The sequence below is a fragment of the Shewanella mangrovi genome (assembly GCF_000753795.1).
Classification (GTDB): domain Bacteria; phylum Pseudomonadota; class Gammaproteobacteria; order Enterobacterales; family Shewanellaceae; genus Shewanella; species Shewanella mangrovi.
On record NZ_JPEO01000004.1, the window covers coordinates 87166 to 105845 of the forward strand.

15 protein-coding genes are annotated in these 18680 nt (G+C 50.4%); 9 read left to right on the forward strand and 6 right to left on the reverse strand.

Annotated elements, in window-relative coordinates:
- The first annotated feature begins 126 nt into the window (after nt 1-126).
- The 4 genes from HR45_RS07840 to HR45_RS07855 all read left to right on the forward strand — a co-directional run bounded on the left by HR45_RS07840 (nt 127) and on the right by HR45_RS07855 (nt 5616).
- Entirely contained in the window at nt 127-996 is an 870-nt protein-coding gene (locus tag HR45_RS07840; protein WP_052074596.1) for an ABC transporter substrate-binding protein, read from the forward strand.
- Between the two features lie 495 nt (nt 997-1491).
- Complete coding sequence (locus HR45_RS07845) at nt 1492-1959, forward strand: (2Fe-2S)-binding protein (RefSeq protein WP_037441640.1); 468 nt, start codon at nt 1492-1494, stop codon at nt 1957-1959.
- Nucleotides 1956-4232 carry a xanthine dehydrogenase family protein molybdopterin-binding subunit gene (locus HR45_RS07850; RefSeq protein WP_037441643.1) on the forward strand — a complete coding sequence of 759 codons (2277 nt, stop codon included), beginning with the start codon at nt 1956-1958 and terminating at the stop codon, nt 4230-4232. Before HR45_RS07845 ends, HR45_RS07850 begins: the two co-directional genes overlap by 4 nt.
- A 58-nt stretch (nt 4233-4290) precedes the next feature.
- Nucleotides 4291-5616: a c-type cytochrome gene (locus HR45_RS07855; protein WP_052074597.1), complete on the forward strand. Its 1326-nt coding sequence runs from the start codon at nt 4291-4293 to the stop codon at nt 5614-5616.
- Nucleotides 5617-5675: 59 nt separating this feature from the next.
- Here HR45_RS07855 and HR45_RS07860 read toward each other — a convergent pair whose 3' ends face one another.
- Nucleotides 5676-6257 carry a nucleoside triphosphate pyrophosphohydrolase family protein gene (locus HR45_RS07860; protein ID WP_037441647.1) on the reverse strand — a complete coding sequence of 194 codons (582 nt, stop codon included), beginning with the start codon at nt 6255-6257 and terminating at the stop codon, nt 5676-5678.
- Between the two features lie 146 nt (nt 6258-6403).
- On the opposite strand from HR45_RS07860, the gene HR45_RS07865 reads away from it, so the two are divergent.
- Together HR45_RS07865 and HR45_RS07870 are read left to right on the forward strand one after the other, a co-directional pair.
- On the forward strand, nt 6404-6835 hold the full coding sequence (locus HR45_RS07865; protein ID WP_037441650.1) for a YhbP family protein: 432 nt from the start codon (nt 6404-6406) through the stop codon (nt 6833-6835).
- A 137-nt stretch (nt 6836-6972) separates the two neighbouring features.
- Nucleotides 6973-8736, forward strand: coding sequence for a sensor domain-containing diguanylate cyclase (locus HR45_RS07870; protein ID WP_037441652.1), 1764 nt, complete (start codon nt 6973-6975; stop codon nt 8734-8736).
- Between the two features lie 61 nt (nt 8737-8797).
- On the opposite strand, the gene hslU is transcribed toward HR45_RS07870, so the two are convergent.
- From hslU to priA, 5 genes are all read right to left on the reverse strand, one after another.
- Nucleotides 8798-10123 (reverse strand): ATP-dependent protease ATPase subunit HslU, encoded by a 1326-nt coding sequence (gene hslU / locus HR45_RS07875; protein WP_037441653.1) that lies wholly within the window; start codon nt 10121-10123, stop codon nt 8798-8800.
- A 21-nt stretch (nt 10124-10144) separates the two neighbouring features.
- Nucleotides 10145-10669 carry an ATP-dependent protease subunit HslV gene (gene hslV / locus HR45_RS07880; protein WP_037441655.1) on the reverse strand — a complete coding sequence of 175 codons (525 nt, stop codon included), beginning with the start codon at nt 10667-10669 and terminating at the stop codon, nt 10145-10147.
- Nucleotides 10670-10828: 159 nt separating this feature from the next.
- Nucleotides 10829-11425 (reverse strand): SPOR domain-containing protein, encoded by a 597-nt coding sequence (locus tag HR45_RS07885; RefSeq protein ID WP_037441657.1) that lies wholly within the window; start codon nt 11423-11425, stop codon nt 10829-10831.
- 3 nt (nt 11426-11428) lie between these two features.
- Nucleotides 11429-13174 carry an arginine--tRNA ligase gene (gene argS / locus HR45_RS07890; protein WP_037441659.1) on the reverse strand — a complete coding sequence of 582 codons (1746 nt, stop codon included), beginning with the start codon at nt 13172-13174 and terminating at the stop codon, nt 11429-11431.
- Between the two features lie 131 nt (nt 13175-13305).
- Nucleotides 13306-15501, reverse strand: coding sequence for a primosomal protein N' (priA, locus tag HR45_RS07895; protein ID WP_037441660.1), 2196 nt, complete (start codon nt 15499-15501; stop codon nt 13306-13308).
- Between the two features lie 100 nt (nt 15502-15601).
- Here priA and HR45_RS07900 point away from each other — a divergent pair, with 100 nt between their 5' ends.
- From HR45_RS07900 to HR45_RS07910, 3 genes are all read left to right on the forward strand, one after another.
- The gene (locus tag HR45_RS07900; protein WP_037441661.1) at nt 15602-16387 is read left to right on the forward strand and encodes a LysM peptidoglycan-binding domain-containing protein; all 786 of its coding nucleotides are present in this window, start codon (nt 15602-15604) and stop codon (nt 16385-16387) included.
- 120 nt (nt 16388-16507) lie between these two features.
- Nucleotides 16508-16720, forward strand: a complete 213-nt coding sequence (rpmE, locus tag HR45_RS07905) for a 50S ribosomal protein L31 (RefSeq protein WP_037441662.1) — start codon at nt 16508-16510, stop codon at nt 16718-16720.
- A 508-nt stretch (nt 16721-17228) separates the two neighbouring features.
- Nucleotides 17229-18473: a malic enzyme-like NAD(P)-binding protein gene (locus HR45_RS07910; RefSeq protein WP_037441664.1), complete on the forward strand. Its 1245-nt coding sequence runs from the start codon at nt 17229-17231 to the stop codon at nt 18471-18473.
- Nucleotides 18474-18680: the final 207 nt, after the last annotated feature.

The window sequence follows — 18680 nt, forward strand, 5'->3', positions numbered from 1 at the left end:
GGTGCTGCCCTCGCTGGGGTGGGCGACCGCGACCCGCACCGTGGAATATCATGGTCATAGCGTGACTGTGCCGACACAAGTTACCCGTGTAGCGACCAGTTGGGAGGCCAAAACTCGGTGCTGGCAATGCTGGGCTTTGGCGATAAGATTGTCGCCACAACGCGCTATGCCCGCAGTACGCCAGCTTTTCAAAAGTTCGTTCCGAGTATCCAGAATACTGAACTAAGCTCGCTTGGCGGCGCAGCTGAAGTCAATGTTGAGCAGTTGCTGCGTTTACAGCCGGATATCATGTTTGTCTCGGCAGGCTTTCCGCAAACCAAGCAAGCACAGCTTGAAGCGGCTGGCATTGCGGTGGCGAGTTTCAGCGCCAACTCGATGGCGCGTTTAGTGGAACGAGTAGTACTGACTGGGGAAATTTTGGGGCCTGAGGCGGCAGCGAAGGCGAAAGCTTATCAGGACTATTTCGCTCGCAACAAAGCACTGGTGGCGGAACGTTTGGCGAAGATTCCGGTGGCGCAACGTCTGCGTGTATATGTGGCCTCGGGAACCCCGTTAACCACCTCTGGGCGACCATCACTCAATCAAGATTGGATTGATTTGGCCGGCGCTATCAACGTCGCTGAAGACTGGTCACTGCTGGATGTGCATCATGGCAGTGCCAACGTCAATATTGAGGCAGTGTTGGCAGCTCAGCCGGATGTGATTGTCAGTATGCGGGCGCGCGATGTGGCAAGCATTAAGCAGGATCCGCGTTGGCGTAGCGTCAAAGCAGTGCAGCAAGCGCGGGTATATGCCAATCCACGGGGATTGTTTTGGTGGTGCCGTGAAACATCAGAAGAGGCGCTGCAGTTTTTGTGGTTAGCAAAAACACTGTATCCAACTGCCTTTGCTGATATCGATATGCATCGAGAAACCGCTGCTTTCTACCGAGAGTTTTATGGCATCACCTTATCTGATGCCGATATCACAGGTTTTCTTAATCCAGAAGCAGGCTAACATCCAACCCTGGTACATTTTCAGGGCGCTTGTCGGCCGTATGTCGCAGAGGTTGGGCAGGTGTTGCAGCACTTGTGGTTTAACCCGTTGGCAAAGCGCCCTAATTCCTTTCCAGCAGCTAGCTACTACTCTCATCGGTTCATTAATGAAATCAATTCATCAATATTATGAATGCGATTTGATTGTATTCCTAAGCAACACTCTGTTAAATAAAAAGCTTTCCTAGCAATTTTAAATCTAATTGGCAATTCAGGATTGTGTTATGTGGCGCACAAATTTAGCATTTGTCAGCTAGACTTATCGTTATCTTTTGACCGTCGCGACTTAATTGCACGGTGTTTCCCGGTTGCAACCAGCCAGTGTAGTAGAGCAGCGCTGGCTTCAAATTAGGTCATTTCCAGTGCGGAATGACAGCATCCAAACATACTAACAACACGCATTATTTTCGTCAGCGCGACGGCTGTCTGTCGAGCAAATATGGAGCTTTGGAACGACATGAAACTTCAGATCAATCAGCAAACTTATGATGTCGATGTTGCCGAAGATACCCCGTTACTGTGGGTAATTCGCGACAATCTTGGCATGACCGGTACAAAATACGGTTGTGGTTTAGCACAGTGTGGTGCTTGTTCAGTGTTGATCGACGGCGAGGTGGTGCGCTCCTGCGTCATGCCTGCGTCTTATGCTGAAGGTAAGCAAATCATCACCATTGAAGCGATTGAACAAGATGATGTCGGCAAACGCGTGGTGAATGCGTGGGTAAACCATCAGGTGCCGCAATGCGGCTACTGCCAATCTGGGCAGGTAATGGCCGCCACCGCATTACTGAAAGCTACGCCGTACCCGACCCACGAGGAAATTTCGGCGGCAATGGGTAACTTGTGTCGTTGTGGTACCTACAACGCGATTGAAGCCGCAATCGATGAGCTTGCGAAAGAAGCCAAAGTGGAGGGCACCGCATGAAACCGTTAACTCAATCGGTTGATGGGCAATTTGCCGAACTCACCCAAGAAGTCCCCGTCAATGTGTCGCGCCGTCGTTTTCTGCTGTCATCCGCAGGGTTAGCGGCGGGTGCGCTGGTGTTAGGGGTAGGAATACCTTTGCGTCAGGCGCGAGCTGCCGAGCAACAGCAGTTGCCTGCTGGCACGCGCGTGCCAGCCTTTTTGCAAATCACCCCAGATAATCAGATCTACTTCCAGAGCCCATTTGTAGAAGGCGGACAGGGGATCTTTACCGCCATGGCGCAGATTGTGGGAGAAGAGTTAGATGCCGATCCCGCCAGCTTCATTGTGGAAAATGCGCCAACTGGGGCAGATTTTCAGGTAATGATTGCCGGGCCCGGACGCATTACTGGCGGCAGTATGTCGGTGCGTTTTAGTTATCCGGTGATGCGCCGGCTGGGGGCATTAGCGCGACAAATGTTGCTACAAGCAGCAGCCACCGAATGGAAAGTGGCGATTACCGAGTTAACCACTGAGCCGGGCAAGGTATTACATGGCGCCTCAAACCGCTCGCTGACCTACGGCGAACTGGCCAGCAAGGCATTAGATTTACCTGTGCCCGATCCTGATAGTGTGAGTCTGAAAGATCCTAAGGATTTCCGTTGGATAGGTAAGTCAGTTGAGCGTATTGATGTTTACGAAAAATCGACCGGTAAGGCGCAGTATTCCATTGATATGAAAGTAGATGGCATGTTGCACGCTGCGGTACAACATGCGCCACGTTTAGGCATGACGGTGGGCGATATTCTCAATCTGGCCCAAGTGAAAGCGATGCGGGGCGTGCATTCGGTGCATATTTTAGAGGGCGCAGGTGCAGTTGCGGTGGTGGCACCACATTGGTGGGATGCCAAACGTGCTGCCGAAGCAGTGCAGGTAGACTGGCAAGCGGCGAAAGGTGAAGAGCAAAACAATGTGCGGCACATGCCAGCTGACTTTTCCAGCGAAGCGTTTAGCGAGCTGTTGGCAAAACGTACTGACAAAGGACAGGACGCTGAGGCCAAAGGTGATGCGGTAAAACTGTTGGATGCCGCAGCGCCAGAAGCGCTGGTGAGCGCTACCTATCGTACTCAATACGTGCATCATGCTCAGTTAGAGCCACCATCAGCCTTGGCGCGCTTTGATGATAATGGCGCATTGGAACTGTGGTTGCCTAACCAAGCGCCGGATATGTTCCTCGCCGATGTTGCCAAGCGTACCGGATTGCCAGCGAACAAGATCACCATTAACTCGCCGATTTTGGGCGGCTTCTTTGGCCGTCATTTTCTCTACAATACCGCCAATCCTTATCCGCAAGCGATTGAACTAGCAAGAAAAATCGGTAAGCCAGTGAAACTGATTTGGAGTCGTGAGGAGGAGTTTCTGCGCGATCCATTACGGCCGATGGCAGCGGTGCGTTTGCGAGCGGCATTGCAGGATAAGGCGCCGGTCGCATTAGAAGTGATTTCGTCCTGTGAAGGTCCGACTGAAGGCATCTATGGTCATAATCCACAGAAAGTCGATGAAACTGCGGTAGAGGGACTCGCGGGCAAGTCCTATGAAATTCCCAATGTGCGTATTGCTCAGGATTACGTGAAGAACCCGACCATGCTGGCTTACTGGCGTTCGGTGGGGAACTCGATGAATGATTTTGTGTATGAGTGCTTTTTGGATGAAGTGGCGGACAAGGCTGGTGTCGATCCATATGAAATGCGGAAACAATTGCTAAAAGATAATCCGCGTCTGTCGCATCTGCTGGATGTCGTCGTGCAGTCTGCTGGTGGTTGGAAACGCGGCCCCTTTACTGCAGAAGATGGTAGTAAACGTGCTCGTGGTATCGCCATGGCGTCTCCATTCGGCACTGAGGCGGCGTCTATCGCTGAGGTCTCTATCGAGAACGGCACGGTACGTGTGCACCATGTGTGGGAAGCGATCGATCCCGGTTCTATTGTGAATCCTGCCATTATTGAAGCACAGGTGAACTCGGCCGTTGCGTTGGGACTGTCACAGGTGTTGATGGAAGAAGTGGTCTACAAAAACGGTAAGCCGTTGGCACGCAACTACGATATGTATCCTATTTTGCGGCCATACGAGATGGCGAAAGTACATGTCAGCATTGTCGAAAGTGGCGCCAAAATGGGGGGGATCGGTGAGCCGGGGCTGCCATCTGTGCCACCAGCGGTGGTTAATGCCGTTTCCCAACTCTTGGGACGTCGTATTCGCAGCATGCCGTTGTCGCGTGAGTCGTTGCAAGGTTAAAGCTGAGCTCGACATTTGCTAGACACTTCTCGATAGGACAGACATAGAAGAGGATTCGGTGAAAAAATTAACCTTAGTGGTGGTCATTGTCATCATCGTGGGCGCGGTTTGGCTGAGTAATCGTACGCCCGATTCGCCATTTGCGGCGCAATCGGCCGCTGTGCCATCGGCAGCGTTAATTCAACAAGGGGAATATGTGGCGCGTCTGAGTGACTGTGTTGCTTGCCACACGATTCCCGAACAGCCCGCCTTTAGTGGTGGTTTAAAAATGGCGACGCCGATCGGGGCGATATATTCCACCAACATCACTCCTGATAAGCAAACTGGTATCGGTAATTACTCGTTGGCGGATTTTGATCGTGTGTTGCGTCATGGCGTTGCGCCTGACGGTCATCGACTCTATCCAGCAATGCCTTATCCATCTTATGCCAAGCTCCATGATGATGATGTGAAGGCGCTATACGCTTACTTTATGCATGGCGTCGCACCCGTGGCGCAGGTCAATCACAGTAGTGAAATCCCTTGGCCGCTGAATATGCGTTGGCCACTCGCCTTTTGGAGTGTGCTGTTCACCGATGGTGGAAGTTATCAGCCGCAAGCAGATAAAGACGAAAAGTGGAATCGCGGCGCTTACCTCGTACAAGGTCCTGGCCACTGTGGTAGTTGCCATACGCCACGCGGCTTGGCTATGCAGGAAAAAGCCTTGGATGAGTCAAGTGAGCAATTCCTTGCTGGTGCGCTTTTAGATGGTTGGTATGCGCCCAGCCTACGTAACGACATCAATATTGGGGTTGGTCGCTGGAGTGATGAGGATATCTATCAGTTCCTAAAAAATGGTCGCAACAAACATGCGGTGGTGTATGGCTCCATGACCGATGCCTACAATAACTCGACCCAGTTTATGTCGGACGACGATCTGTACGCGATTGCCCATTATCTAAAATCGCTGCCGAGCAATCCGCAACTGGACGGTAAAGCGTGGCAACATCAACCGACGACAGTCTCCACCGAGATGGCAACCCAGCCCGGAGCTCATACTTACATGACACGCTGCGCAGCTTGCCACGGCAGCGATGGCATGGGGCGCGAGCAGTGGATCCCACCATTGGCGGGCGCTACCTCAATGCTGACACATCACGACGCCTCGGCCATCAATATCACCTTGAATGGTTCGAGCCGCATTGTCAGTCAAGGTGTACCAGACGCTTATCGTATGCCGCCGTTCCGCCAACAGCTATCGGACCAAGAGATTGCCGACGTGTTGTCATTCATTCGCACCACGTGGGGCAATCATGGCGGTGATGTGGCGGTGGATGAGGTGCAGGCGATGCGGCACGATACAGATCCTGCCAGCAGCGACGTGATTATTTTACAGATGCGTTAGTGGCGCTATGGATAAGCAAAAGGGGCGATTTCGCCCCTTTTTCATGTGCTTATTCGGCGCTACATATTGACGAATGCGGCTAAGTTGGCCGGACGGTAATAGACCGATTTCAACACCTTACCACGGCGCACCAGTTTGCCCTGTAACTGACAATCTTCCGCGCATTTGGCAATCAGATAATCGCCCTTGGTAACGCCTTCAATCTTGATACCTTGTGTGGCGTAGTGGGCGATGGTGTCATTTAATTCCTGCTCGCTACGACAGACTTTACTCATGTTGCTGCTATGAACTTCATTCCAGCAGGTGATGAAGTCGATGCCGCGCGCGTGGGCTACTTGCAGCAAAATATCGATCATATAGCTGATACCGGTTTTATCATCCGCGCTGGTCTCGATACCAAGATGCACCAAACGTCCCATCAGCACGTAAACGCTATCCACAATGGCATCGGCTTGCTCGACCAGATCCTGCGCTTCAGCGAGTTCGGTTAACTCTTCTGTGATCAGTGATGTATGCAAGCTGTCCTGCTGCTCATCGAGCGAGGTAGCATCGGCCACCGCCAGATCGAAGGTATGGCGAAATTCGCGAATATCACGATAGAGTTGCTGATAGATGTCGGTTGAGAGCAGTTGTAATTTCATTGAGGGGCTTACCTGAGTCGCGCTAAATAAAGCGTCTATGATAAAGAGCCTGTGTCCAGCTTTCAAAAGTTGTTGCGGTAAAGGTTGGTGCATCGGTAGTGCTGTTTTAGACTTAAGCTTTCTGAGTGCCAAGTTGTTGAGTCAGTATGTTGAATGAAGTCCCAAGCGCTATTGTGAAGTATCTCTCTGAGCAGCATGTGCTAACACTGGCCACCGTCGATGACGAAGGCGTGTGGTGTGCCAGCTGTTTCTATTTTTACGATAACGCCACCGCGAGCTGCTATCTCATGACCGCCGATGACAGCCGTCATACACAAGCCATGTTAGCTAAGCCAGAGGTTGCGGGCACGGTAGCAGCACAAACGCGCAACGTGGCCAAGATCCAAGGTATCCAATTTAGTGCGCTTGCCCGGCGGGTTTGCGAGCAAGAATATGACCGTATCAAACAAGGTTATTGTGAACATTTTCCTATCGCACGTGTTAAATCTGCGCCGCTATGGCAGTTAGAGCTACAGACCATCAAGATGACCAACAATCTGCTCGGCTTTGGCAAAAAGCATCGCTGGCAGCGTAGCTAACCCAATCTTTCCAACGCGTTATCCATTACTCGCGCTGGGGTATGAACACCGAGTGCGCCGTTTCCTGAACTATACTGCTGAGTAGCGCATAACCTAAGCGCTCAATGCTGAGCAGCTGGTGTTAACAGGAGGCGTCGATGGAGCATGTTGTTCTTACCGTGCAATCGCAAATTCAGTTAAAGCATGAATTGCGGCAATTGCAGGCATGGAGTGCTAAATACCCCCAAGGCAACGTTCTGGCGCAAATCTACAGCAAGAATCCGCAGCCGGGTTGGCTCAAGACGCTCGCTGAGCAGTTGCATAAGGTGATGCCCAATGTCACTGTGGTCGGTTGCTCGGCAATGGGCATTGTCTGTAGCGAGCGCTACATGTTCAACAGTACGGTGATCTCCTTACTGCGTTTCGAACATGCTGAGTTTCAAGCGCAAATGCTCACCTGTGATGATGGCCATGAATATCAGCAGGGGCGGCAAATAGCGGCGGCATTGGCACTACAACAGCGTGATATTCAGGGGGTGCTATTACTGGCTAACCCCACCAAAATCGCCACGACGCAGCTGTTGCGCGGTATGAGTGATGAGCTGGTGAATGTGCCTATTTTTGGCGGGCTGGCAGGCGATTTTAATCAGAATCTGTCGACCGAAGTGGTGTTTGAACAACATAGTTGTCGAGCCGGGGCTGTAGTGGTTGCGTTTTATGGCGAGTCACTGCGCATTCAAACGTTTAACTACCTTGGTTGGACGCCCTTTGGTGAAGTGATGACCGTTACTCAGGCCGATGGCGATACCGTCGGCACTATCGATAATATCCCCGCCTACGACCTGTACCATTATTTTATTGGCATTGAAAAAGAGGGCTTTTTTAGTGCGGCAATGGAGTTTCCGTTGATGGTGAATCATGGCGGCAAGATGGTAGCACGTGTGCCTGTCGCGGTAGGGAAACAACATGAATTGGTGTTTCTGGCGCCGCTAGCCCCCGGGGATGCGGTGCAATTTGGCTATGGTGATGTGAATACTATTCTCAGTGATTTGAGTTATGCCAGAGAGGAGTTACTGCAGTTTGCACCCGAGGGCATTTTGGTCTTTTCCTGCTGTTGCCGCCAGTCGTTTCTACAAGATGATCAGCGCGCTGAAATTCAACCGTTTGAAGAGCTTGCGCCGGTGGCGGGCTTCTTCAGCTTTGGGGAATTTGATACCGCTAATCTGCCGCAGGATGTGCTCAATGCCACCATCGTTTCGGTCGCCTTCAGTGAACAACCCGCACCACCGCTGCGCGCTGAATCTTTGCAGGTAAAGGCTCGATCCGATGTCAAAATGTCACGTAACCTGAATAGGTTACAAAGACTGATGTGCTTTATCTCGCGCATGACAGATAAGCTCAATGCCAAGAATCAGGAACTCACTCGTCTGGCGCAGCTAGATAGCTTAACCGGCATACTGAATCGCCGTGCTTTTGATGAGTTATTGGCGCAAGAATTTCAACACTGTCGCGTTATACAGGCGCCGCTGTCATTAATGGTTATCGATTTAGATCTGTTCAAACAGATTAATGACGATTTTGGTCATGCGCTTGGTGATCAATTGCTGCGGAATATGGTGGAGATAGTGCATCGCTGTATTCGTCATTCTGACGGCTTTGCGCGCTTTGAGGGCGATTGCTTTATGTTGTTACTGCCACAAACTCAGTACGGTGAGGCGTTAACGATTGCCGAGCGGATCCGTAGCTGCGTCGCGCAGCAACTCACTATTAAAGGCATGCCGGAACTGCCAATGGTAAGTTGTTCAATTGGCGTCGCAAAAATGCACGAGGTCGATGACCATCAAGCACTGCTACTCGAACGCGCCGACCAAGCGTTAACGCGAGCGAAACAAGCTGGACGAAATTGTGTGAAAGGGGAGTAGTCAGGGGGCAAATAAAAACGGCGCTGAAAAGCGCCGTTTTTCGGTCTGTGCGGCCGTTGCGTTACAGAATGAAACGACTCAAATCTTCGTCGTGTACCAGTGTATCGAGATGCGCATTGACATATTCGGCATCAATCACATAGCTAGTGCCTGACTTATCAGAAGCCTCGTAAGAGATATCTTCCATCAGACGTTCCATGATGGTGTGCAGACGACGAGCGCCGATGTTTTCGGTGCTTTCATTCACTTGGAATGCGGCTTCGGCGATGCGGTCAATACCATCTTCGCTAAAGCTGATTTCAACGCCTTCTGTTGCCATCAGCGCTTTGTACTGCTCAGTCAAGGCTGCATGTGGCTCGGTCAGAATACGTTTGAAGTCACCAGCGGTCAGCGCGTCCAGCTCTACACGGATAGGTAAACGGCCCTGCAATTCAGGGATCAGATCTGAGGGTTTCGACATCTGGAATGCACCAGAGGCGATAAACAGAATGTGATCGGTTTTTACCATGCCGTGCTTAGTGTTCACGGTGCAGCCTTCGACCAATGGCAGCAGATCACGTTGCACACCTTCGCGGGATACATCTGGGCCTGAGCTTTCGCCACGCTTACAGATTTTGTCTATCTCATCCAAGAACACGATGCCGTGTTGTTCAACCAATTCAATCGCTTGGTCTTTCAAATCTTCTTGATTCACCAGTTTGGCGGCTTCTTCTTCCGTCAACTGCTTCATGGCATCTTTGATTTTCAGCTTACGGCGCTTGGTTGGCGTTTGGCCCATGTTTTGGAACAGGCTCTGCAGCTGGTTGGTCATCTCTTCCATGCCAGGAGGTGCCATGATTTCCACACCCACTTGTGGGCCCATCACGTCGATTTCAATCTCTTTATCGTCCAGCTGACCTTCGCGCAGTTTTTTGCGGAAGATTTGGCGGGTATGCGATTGGTCGTCTTTTTCGCTGTCCCAGTCGTTCTTTGGCTTGGGCAGCAGTGCATCTAACACACGTTCTTCTGCGGCTTCTTCGGCGCGCACGCGGCATTTTTTCATCTGCTGTTCGCGGGTCATTTTCACCGCAGTATCGGTGAGATCGCGAATGATCTGATCCACTTCTTTACCGACATAACCCACTTCGGTGAATTTGGTCGCTTCCACTTTGATAAACGGCGCGTTAGCCAGTTTCGCCAGACGGCGGGCGATCTCAGTTTTACCGACACCGGTGGGGCCAATCATCAGAATGTTTTTGGGGGTCACTTCATGGCGCAGCGCATCATCGAGCTGCATACGGCGCCAGCGGTTACGCAGGGCGATGGCCACAGAACGCTTGGCTTTATTCTGACCGATAATGTGGGTGTCCAGCTCATGGACAATCTCGCGGGGGGTCATTTCAGACATGTTACTTCCTCACGCTCCGGCTTAGTAATTCAATTCTTCAATGGTTTTGAACTGGTTGGTGAACACACAGATATCACCAGCAATAGTCAGCGACTTTTCACAGATGTCGCGCGCACTCAGTTCAGTATTTTCCAGCAGTGCGATAGCAGCTGACTGGGCGTAGTTACCACCGGAGCCGATGGCAATTAAATCGTGTTCTGGCTGCAATACATCACCATTACCTGTGATGATCAGCGAGGCTGAGTGGTCAGCAACCGCCAGCAGCGCTTCCAGTTTGCGCAGCGCGCGGTCGGTACGCCACTCTTTAGCGAGCTCAACCGCGGCCTTCATTAAGTGGCCTTGGTGCATTTCCAGCTGCGCTTCAAATTTTTCAAACAGGGTGAAGGCATCGGCAGTACCACCGGCAAATCCGGCAATCACTTTGTTGTGGTACAGACGGCGAACTTTACGCGCGTTGCCTTTCATGACGGTGTTTCCCAGTGAAACCTGACCGTCACCCGCCATAACAACCTGATTATTGCGGCGTACTGATACGATTGTGGTCACGATACTTCCTCTCAAATGCTGGTGGGTGAACCAGTGGGTGATACTGGACTATATGGGGCAGACGCTGCTCAATATCAACCGCCGCGGGGCGAATTCATTTCGGTTTAGTGCAAAAATAAAAAAACCGCCAAAAAAGGCGGTTTTTTTGTAAAAGAGCTGTTAACTCTGCCAGAACCAGATCATACAACCGTTAACACCCGCGCGTTGCAAGGTGTGGCGGTCGCGCTCCGCTTGGCGTTTGTGGTCATATGGTCCGAGAATCACCTTGTACCAATCACCACTGCTGCCGTTGACCTTGCGCACTTGCGCTTCTAAGCCCTGAAAGGCGATGACGGCTTTCAGCTCCTGCGCCTGTGAATCTTTACGGAAAGAACCACATTGCATCTGATATGGACGCGTTGGTTGATTCGCTTTTTCCGGTACGTCTACTTCAACCTGCTTATTTTCCAGCTCTTTTTGATAGGTCCATTCTTCTTTTGGCTTCGGTGGTAAGGCATCCTTTGGCTTGCTGCTGGTGGTTGGTACTTTTACTTCCACCACTTTTTGCTCAGTGCCATTGCTGCTTACCGCTTCGGTATCGTCATGCTTTAAGAACCACAGCGCATAGAAAAAAGCGACCACTACCGCTAAACCGACCACGAGCTTCAGCGGTGACACTTTATGCGGTGTCACTGGCGCTGCCGCAGGCTTACTGGCTTTGCTTTTACCGCGCTGCCGAGGTTTGCGCGGCTTGCTGTTGGCATAGTCGCTTCGCATCGGTTACATCCGCTCCAGAGTCTCGATTCCCAACAAACCTAACCCTTGCTTCAGGGTCTTCGCGGTCAATTGTGCCAGCAATAAACGGCTGTCACGTTCAGTGTCACTATCTGCCGCCAATACTGGGCAGGCTTCGTAGAAACTAGAGAAGGCACCGGCCAGTTCATACAGGTAAGTACACAACAGGTGCGGTTGGCCCTTGTCGACCATTCGCGCCAGTACTTCACCAAATTGTGCCAGCTTGTTGCCCAGTTCTTTCTCTTTTTCTTCGTTGAGTGCAATTTGGGCATTGCTCAAATCGACATCAGCGGCTTTCTTGAAGATACCGACCACGCGGGTGTATGCGTATAGCAGGTATGGCGCGGTGTTACCTTCAAAGCTGAGCATTTGGTCGAAGCTAAAGATGTAATCGCTGCTGCGGTTTTTCGACAGATCGGCATATTTCACCGAGGCAACACCCACCACGCGGGCGATCTCTGCCAGTGTTGCTTCATCCATGTCTGGATTTTTGCTGCGTACCAGTTCAATGGCGCGAGTATTCGCTTCATCAAGCAGATCGACTAACTTTACGACGCCGCCAGAACGGGTTTTGAATGGACGACCATCTTCACCGTTCATGGTGCCAAAGCCCATGTGTTCCAGTGTCATTTCAGGGCGAACAAAACCGGCGGTGCGAGCCAGGCTAAACACTTGTTGGAAGTGCAGCGCTTGGCGCAAATCAACAAAGTACAATGCGCGATCGGCGTTCAGTACTTTTGAGCGGTAACGCATGGCGGCTAAGTCGGTGGTGGCATACAGATAACCACCGTCGGCCTTTTGGATAATGACGGGCAGTGGCTCGCCTTCTTTATTACGGAACTCTTCTTGGAAGACAACTTTGGCACCATCGCTTTCCGACAGCAGGCCTTGAGCATCCAAATCAGCAACCACCTGGGCTAAGTCGTCGTTGTAGGCACTTTCGCCGTGCACATCAGCGCGGGTCAGGCTCACACCTAAACGCTCGTATACTTTGTGGCAATGGCTTAGCGAGATGTCGTTAAATTCGCGCCACAGCTTATTGCAGTATTCATCGCCTGATTGCAGCTCAACCACCAAGTGGCGGGCGCGGGTGGCGAATTCTTCTGATTCATCAAAACGTACTTTGGCCGCGCGGTAGAAAGTTTCTAAGTCCGACAGTTCAATCTCGGTGGCTTCACCATTTGCAGCACGCAGCTCTTCCATATAGGCCAGCAACATACCGAACTGAGTTCCCCAGTCGCCAACGTGATTTTGGCGGATCACCTTGTGGTTCAAGAATTCCAGAGCGCGTACTACCGCATCACCAATAATGGTGGAACGCAGGTGGCCGACGTGCATCTCTTTGGCGAGGTTTGGTGACGAGTAATCCACAACGACAGTTTGTGCTGCAGGCAGTTGGATGCCCAACTTGTCATCCTTGATAGCTGCTTGCAGCTGGTTCGCCAAAGCATTTTCATCAATGAAGAAGTTGATAAAACCTGGACCGGCGATATCCACTTTGGTGACGTTAGATGATGCAGGTAGATTGTCGATAATCAGCGTCGCCAGCTCACGCGGGTTTTTCCCGGCCGCTTTGCTCAACATCATGGCTAAGTTAGTGGCTAAATCGCCATGCGTTTTATCCTTGGTGCGATCGACCTGAATCCGTGGTGCGGCATCTGCGGGAATAATCCCTTGTTGTTTCAAGGTGGAGACGGTTTGTTCGAGCAAAGATTGAATATGTGCTTTCATTGGCGTTATATCGACACTGACGACTGAAATAGGTTGATAACGGAATAACCGTACATTCTAGCGGTTAAGCGTATACGAAAGCTATGGGATGGACGATTTTTATCGCGAATTTTGCCCCTTTATTGTGCAAGTTACAGCAGATCTTGCGGATCGCGATCGATACTCCAGCGACAGCGGCGTGCCAGCGGTAGTTGTTCTACTATTGGCAGGGCATGTTCGAACAGTTGCTGAATTAGGCGGCGATCAGCAGCTTGCACCAAAAGATGGCGACGATGAAAACCTGCTTTACGATCTAACGGCGCCGGCATTGGGCCAATCAATTCCAGTTCTTTATGCTGACCCAATTGCTCAGCAAAGGCGCGTAAAAAGTTCTCTGCATCCTCTGCCTGATGGGCCTCGGCGCGGATCAACACCATATGCCAGACTGGCGGCAATAGCGCCATACGGCGTTCTTCCAGTTGCGAACGGGCAAACTCGCCATAACCTCGTTGCAGTAGGTCTTGCAGCAATGGGTTATCGCTTTGATGGGTTTGCAGTAGCACTGTGCCTGGCTTACTGGCACGGCCTGCACGGCCCGCCACTTGGGTATACAACTGGCCGAAGCGCTCCGGCGCGCGGAAATCTGCGCTAAACAAGGCACCATCGACATCGAGCAGCGCCACCAGTGTCACGTCGGGGAAATGGTGGCCTTTGGCCAGCATTTGGGTGCCCACCAAAATACGAAAGCTGCCGCGATGAATCGCGTTGAGTTGTTGTTCCAGCGAGCCTTTGCGACTAGTGGTATCGCGGTCAATACGAACGACAGGATACTCAGGAAACTCTTTACTGAGAATGCCTTCCAATTGCTCGGTGCCAATGCCTTGCCCCTGTAACATGGTGCTGCCGCAGTTGTGGCACTGACGGGGAATCGCATACTGGTTACCGCAATGGTGGCAACGGATTTCGCCTAACGACTGATGCAAAGTGAAAAAGGCATCGCAGCGGTCGCATTCATGCAGATAACCACATTCATGGCACAGCAGCGCTGGCGCAAAGCCACGGCGGTTGAGGAATAATAACACTTGGTTACCGGCTTGCAGATGAATACGCATCTCATTAAATAGCGCTTGTGACACGCCGCCGCGCAATGGCTGATTGCGAATATCAATTACGCCTTGGCGCGCTTTTACTGCAGAGCCTGCACGTTCGCTAAGTTGCAGATGGTGGTAACGGCCCGCAATAGCATTGTGCAGCGATTCTAATGATGGCGTGGCACTGCCGAGCACCACTGGAATATCTTCCAGATGGCCACGCATTACCGCTAAGTCGCGGGCGTGATAACCGACGCCTTCTTGCTGTTTAAAACTGCTGTCGTGTTCTTCATCGAGAATGATCACTCCCGGCCAGGCCATCGGAGTGAACAATGCGGAACGGGTACCAATGATGATTGCCGCTTCGCCGCTACGAGCCTGACGCCAAGCATCGAGGCGCTGTTTATCGGTCAGGCCTGAGTGCAGCACCGCGATAGTGACTTGGAAGCGATGTTTAAAGCGGTTGATGGTCTGTGGCGTCAGGCCAATTTCTGGCACCAACACCAGCGCTTGCTTACCCGCTTTTAGCACAGTTTCAATCAACGACAGATAGACTTCGGTTTTGCCTGAGCCAGTTACGCCTTCTAACAAGGAGCAATGAAAGCCTTGTTGATGATTCAGTGCCGCCACTGCAACCGCTTGCTGTTTATTGAGTTTATGCGGAGCTTCGCCCATCTTTAGCGCATCGCGCCAACTGATATCAGTGGTGACAGGTCGTTCGTAGATATCAATCCAATCGCGTTCACGCAGCGCTTTTAATGCACTGACGCTCAACTCCAGTGCTTGCGCTTCCTCAACCGTTACTTCGCTGCCTTTGAGCAGTTCGACAATTTTTTTCTGGGCGTGGGCACGGCCAAGACTGTTGCTATCCGACTGTTCGCCTTTTTCGGTGAGGGCGTAATAGCGGATGGTTTCTGGTTGGGCGCTAGCACCTTTGCGCAGTGCCACCGGAATAGCTTGCGATAACATCATGCCGTGGCTACAAAAATAATATCTTGCTGCCCACTCGGTGAGTTTATAAAGTGGTTCACTGAGCAAAGATTCATCATCCAGCACGCGCGTGATATTGCGAATCTTTTGTGGTGGCAGGTCGCATGTGTCGCTGATATTGGTTACCAATCCGATCATTTTTTGCTGGCCAAATGGCACTTCGACGCGAACACCTTGTGTTGGCATTGGCGCAATAGTGTCAGGTATGCGGTAGCTAAAATTTTGCCGTAACGGGACAGGAAGAGCGATTTCGGCAAATTGCGGCATGGAAAAGATAAGTTTGCTGGACGAATACTGCTGGCCAGTGTACCGATTGAACTATGCTAGAGCCAGTGCCTTAAGCAGAAAATCAGAACCAAGGAACTGTATGAAAAGCCAAGTTAATCTACTGAGCTCCATCATCGTTGCCGTTGTGATGCTGTTTAACAACTGCTGGGCTGACACTTCACATGTCAGTATTAATCAACGCCTGTTTGATTTAGGCAAAATTCCATTACTGAAACTCAATATTGTGTCTGATGCGACCGATACTGACCGCTTTCAATTTATTCTGCAGCAACAAGCGGGAGCTGAGCGGTTGATGGTTGATCGTATCAATGACTTTATGTATCTGTTGCAAGGTGTGGATGAGGTGACAGACCCTAAGGCGCAGTTATTGGTAAAAGAGTATCGGCAGCAAGTGTGGGTGGAGGTTGCCACTTTGCCATTGTTTGCCGATGGCGTGCCAGTTGGTAATCCGCCTGCGGGTAAAAAGCTATCATTATATCGAGACGTTAACGGCTCTGACGCCACAACTGAGGTCATCGCAACGCCGAAGGTGAACACCACTACTGCGGTAAAGTCAGCGGCGGCTGAGGCCGCCATACAATCAGCGTCGGCTAAGGCCAAATTGCCTGAACTGCAGCAGCGCTGTTTACTGGAATATGACGGAAAACAAACCCTGTGGCGTTTGGCGAGTCGCTATGCCAAAGAGTGGCATACCAACATTTATGCGGCGGCGCTGGGCATTTTAGAGGCGAACCCTCAGGCGTTTTATCAGGGGAATCCAGCATCGCTGCGCAGTGATGCAAAATTGCGTTGTCCGAGCGAAAGTATACTGGCGCAATACGCCGATAAAACGGTCGCTGAGAAAAAGTTTGACGCGCTGCTTTAATGCTTGTATTGCCCCCAATGATCCGGTAATATCCTGCGCCCTAAACAACTGTATTAACCGCATGTGGTGCTCAACTTCGGGTTGGGAGAGCGACATGGCCTTAAACTTGAGGTAATCCCAATGAAACCAGGTATCCATCCTGAATACGCAGAAATCACTGCTACTTGTACTTGTGGCAACGTGATCAAAGTACACTCAACTGCTGGTAAAAACCTGCATTTGGACGTTTGTGGTGCATGTCACCCATTCTACACTGGTACCCAGAAAGTTGTTGATACCGGTGGTCGTATCGAAAAGTTCAACAAACGTTTCGGTGTACTGGGCAAAAAATAATTGCCAACACACAGATTCTGAGAAAGGCGTCCATTGGACGCCTTTTTCTTTGCCTATTTCTTACCTTTGCATCTTTTTTAGCTAACAAAGCCACTTTTTATGCAGTTTTATGTTTATTAATAAGCGCTAAACTAACGTGCTATTTTTGTTGGTTACTTCTTCAGCTGTTTTATCTAATTGAATGTTATTCACTAATAACTGTAATTAATTTAAATATGTTTTACTGAAATACGTTTTTTCTATTTTTAGAACGGTATTTTCCGTAATCATATTTCATCTTTGATTAGTTGTTTCAGGCTTATTCTTGTAAAGTAACTTATGAAAATAAAGTTTATAATTCTTGATTTTGTCTTAGCGCTAAAAATTCATAAATAGTGTTTGATTAATGGTCAATATCAAGTATCTTTAGCGACCCAATTTGTATTAAGTCACACTCCTAACTATTCCAAATGTGATTAAACTTACAAATGGCGATGCAATTAGTTTGGCTTGAACCTAGGAAAGTAAGATGACCGACTTCCGTCAAAAAGCACTTGATTACCACGAATTCCCTGTCCCCGGAAAAACCGCCGTTGCGTTAACTACTGCCGCTGAAACCAGTATGGATTTAGCATTGGCTTATAGCCCTGGGGTTGCAGAGCCAGTGCGTGAAATTGCCGCAAATCCGGCAGATGCCTATCGCTATACCAATAAAGGTAACACCGTTGCCGTCATCTCTAATGGCACCGCCATTTTAGGATTGGGTAACCTCGGACCTTTAGCTTCAAAACCTGTTATGGAAGGTAAAGCATTATTATTTAAACGCTTTGCCAATATTGATGCGACTGATATTCAGGTTAAACATCGTACTAACGAAGATTTTATTAATACCGTAGAAGCGATTGCCGATACTTTTGGCGGTATTAACCTCGAAGATATTAAAGCACCAGAGTGTTTTGAAATTGAGCGTGAATTAATTGACCGTTGTGCCATTCCGGTATTTCATGACGACCAACACGGCACTGCCATTGTCACCGCTGCGGGGATGATTAACGCGCTTGAGATCCAAGGCAAAAATATTGCTGAAGCAGTATTTGTCTGTTTGGGTGCAGGTGCCGCCGCTATTGCGTGTATGAGCCTGTTGGTGAAGTGCGGCGCTCAGCGTGAAAACATTTACATGTTGGACCGCAAAGGTGTGATCCACAGTGGTCGCGATGACCTCAACCAATATAAAGCGTTATTTGCCACCCCAACCGACAAGCGTACTCTGCGCGATGCAATCGCCGGTGCTGATGTGTTTCTCGGTTTGTCGGGGGCGAACCTGCTTGCGGCTGAAGAACTGGCATTGATGGCGGACAATCCGGTGATTTTCGCCTGCTCTAACCCTGATCCAGAAATCAGTCCTGCGTTGGCACATGCTACCCGTAGCGATCTGATTATGGGCACTGGCCGCAGTGATTACCCTAATCAGGTAAATAACGTACTGTGCTTCCCGTTCATTTTCCGTGGTGCGTTGGATGTGCGTGCCAGTGAAATCAATGACGAAATGAAACTCGCCGCGGTTTATGCCTTGGCTGAGTTGGCAAAAGAAGCGGTACCTGCATCAGTATTGGCAGCTTATCCAAATATCACTGAGCTGACTTTTGGTAAGAACTATGTGTTGCCGAAGCCAATGGATCCGCGTTTGTTAGCGCGAGTGGCCAAGGCAGTCGCAATGGCGGCGATTAAGTCAGGTGTGGCAGAAATTAACACCGTGCCTGAATATCAAGAATAATCATTGTTAAAATGAATTCATTGCAAACGCCCTCTTTATGAGGGCGTTTTTGTTACCGCAGCCTGTGGTTGCGTTTTTGAGCTAACTGCTTAATAATCAAAAGCCTTAATCGTCAAATGCTCGGGCTTTTGAAGCCTGATGGTGTAGTAAAGGTGGTGACTCTGCAAGCGGCGCGTTGGCGTTAGCGTGTCGTCTTATCCACCCCAA

Coding starts and splice junctions, on each gene's coding strand:
- HR45_RS07860 (WP_037441647.1), bottom strand. CDS start 6,257: ATGAAATTACAACTGCTCTCAACCGACATCTATCAGCAACTCTATCGT.
- HR45_RS07850 (WP_037441643.1), top strand. CDS start 1,956: ATGAAACCGTTAACTCAATCGGTTGATGGGCAATTTGCCGAACTCACC.
- rpmE (WP_037441662.1), top strand. CDS start 16,508: ATGAAACCAGGTATCCATCCTGAATACGCAGAAATCACTGCTACTTGT.
- HR45_RS07865 (WP_037441650.1), top strand. CDS start 6,404: ATGTTGAATGAAGTCCCAAGCGCTATTGTGAAGTATCTCTCTGAGCAG.
- HR45_RS07910 (WP_037441664.1), top strand. CDS start 17,229: ATGACCGACTTCCGTCAAAAAGCACTTGATTACCACGAATTCCCTGTC.
- HR45_RS07845 (WP_037441640.1), top strand. CDS start 1,492: ATGAAACTTCAGATCAATCAGCAAACTTATGATGTCGATGTTGCCGAA.
- hslU (WP_037441653.1), bottom strand. CDS start 10,123: ATGTCTGAAATGACCCCCCGCGAGATTGTCCATGAGCTGGACACCCAC.
- HR45_RS07840 (WP_052074596.1), top strand. CDS start 127: ATGCTGGGCTTTGGCGATAAGATTGTCGCCACAACGCGCTATGCCCGC.
- priA (WP_037441660.1), bottom strand. CDS start 15,501: ATGCCGCAATTTGCCGAAATCGCTCTTCCTGTCCCGTTACGGCAAAAT.
- HR45_RS07900 (WP_037441661.1), top strand. CDS start 15,602: ATGAAAAGCCAAGTTAATCTACTGAGCTCCATCATCGTTGCCGTTGTG.
- HR45_RS07885 (WP_037441657.1), bottom strand. CDS start 11,425: ATGCGAAGCGACTATGCCAACAGCAAGCCGCGCAAACCTCGGCAGCGC.
- argS (WP_037441659.1), bottom strand. CDS start 13,174: ATGAAAGCACATATTCAATCTTTGCTCGAACAAACCGTCTCCACCTTG.
- HR45_RS07870 (WP_037441652.1), top strand. CDS start 6,973: ATGGAGCATGTTGTTCTTACCGTGCAATCGCAAATTCAGTTAAAGCAT.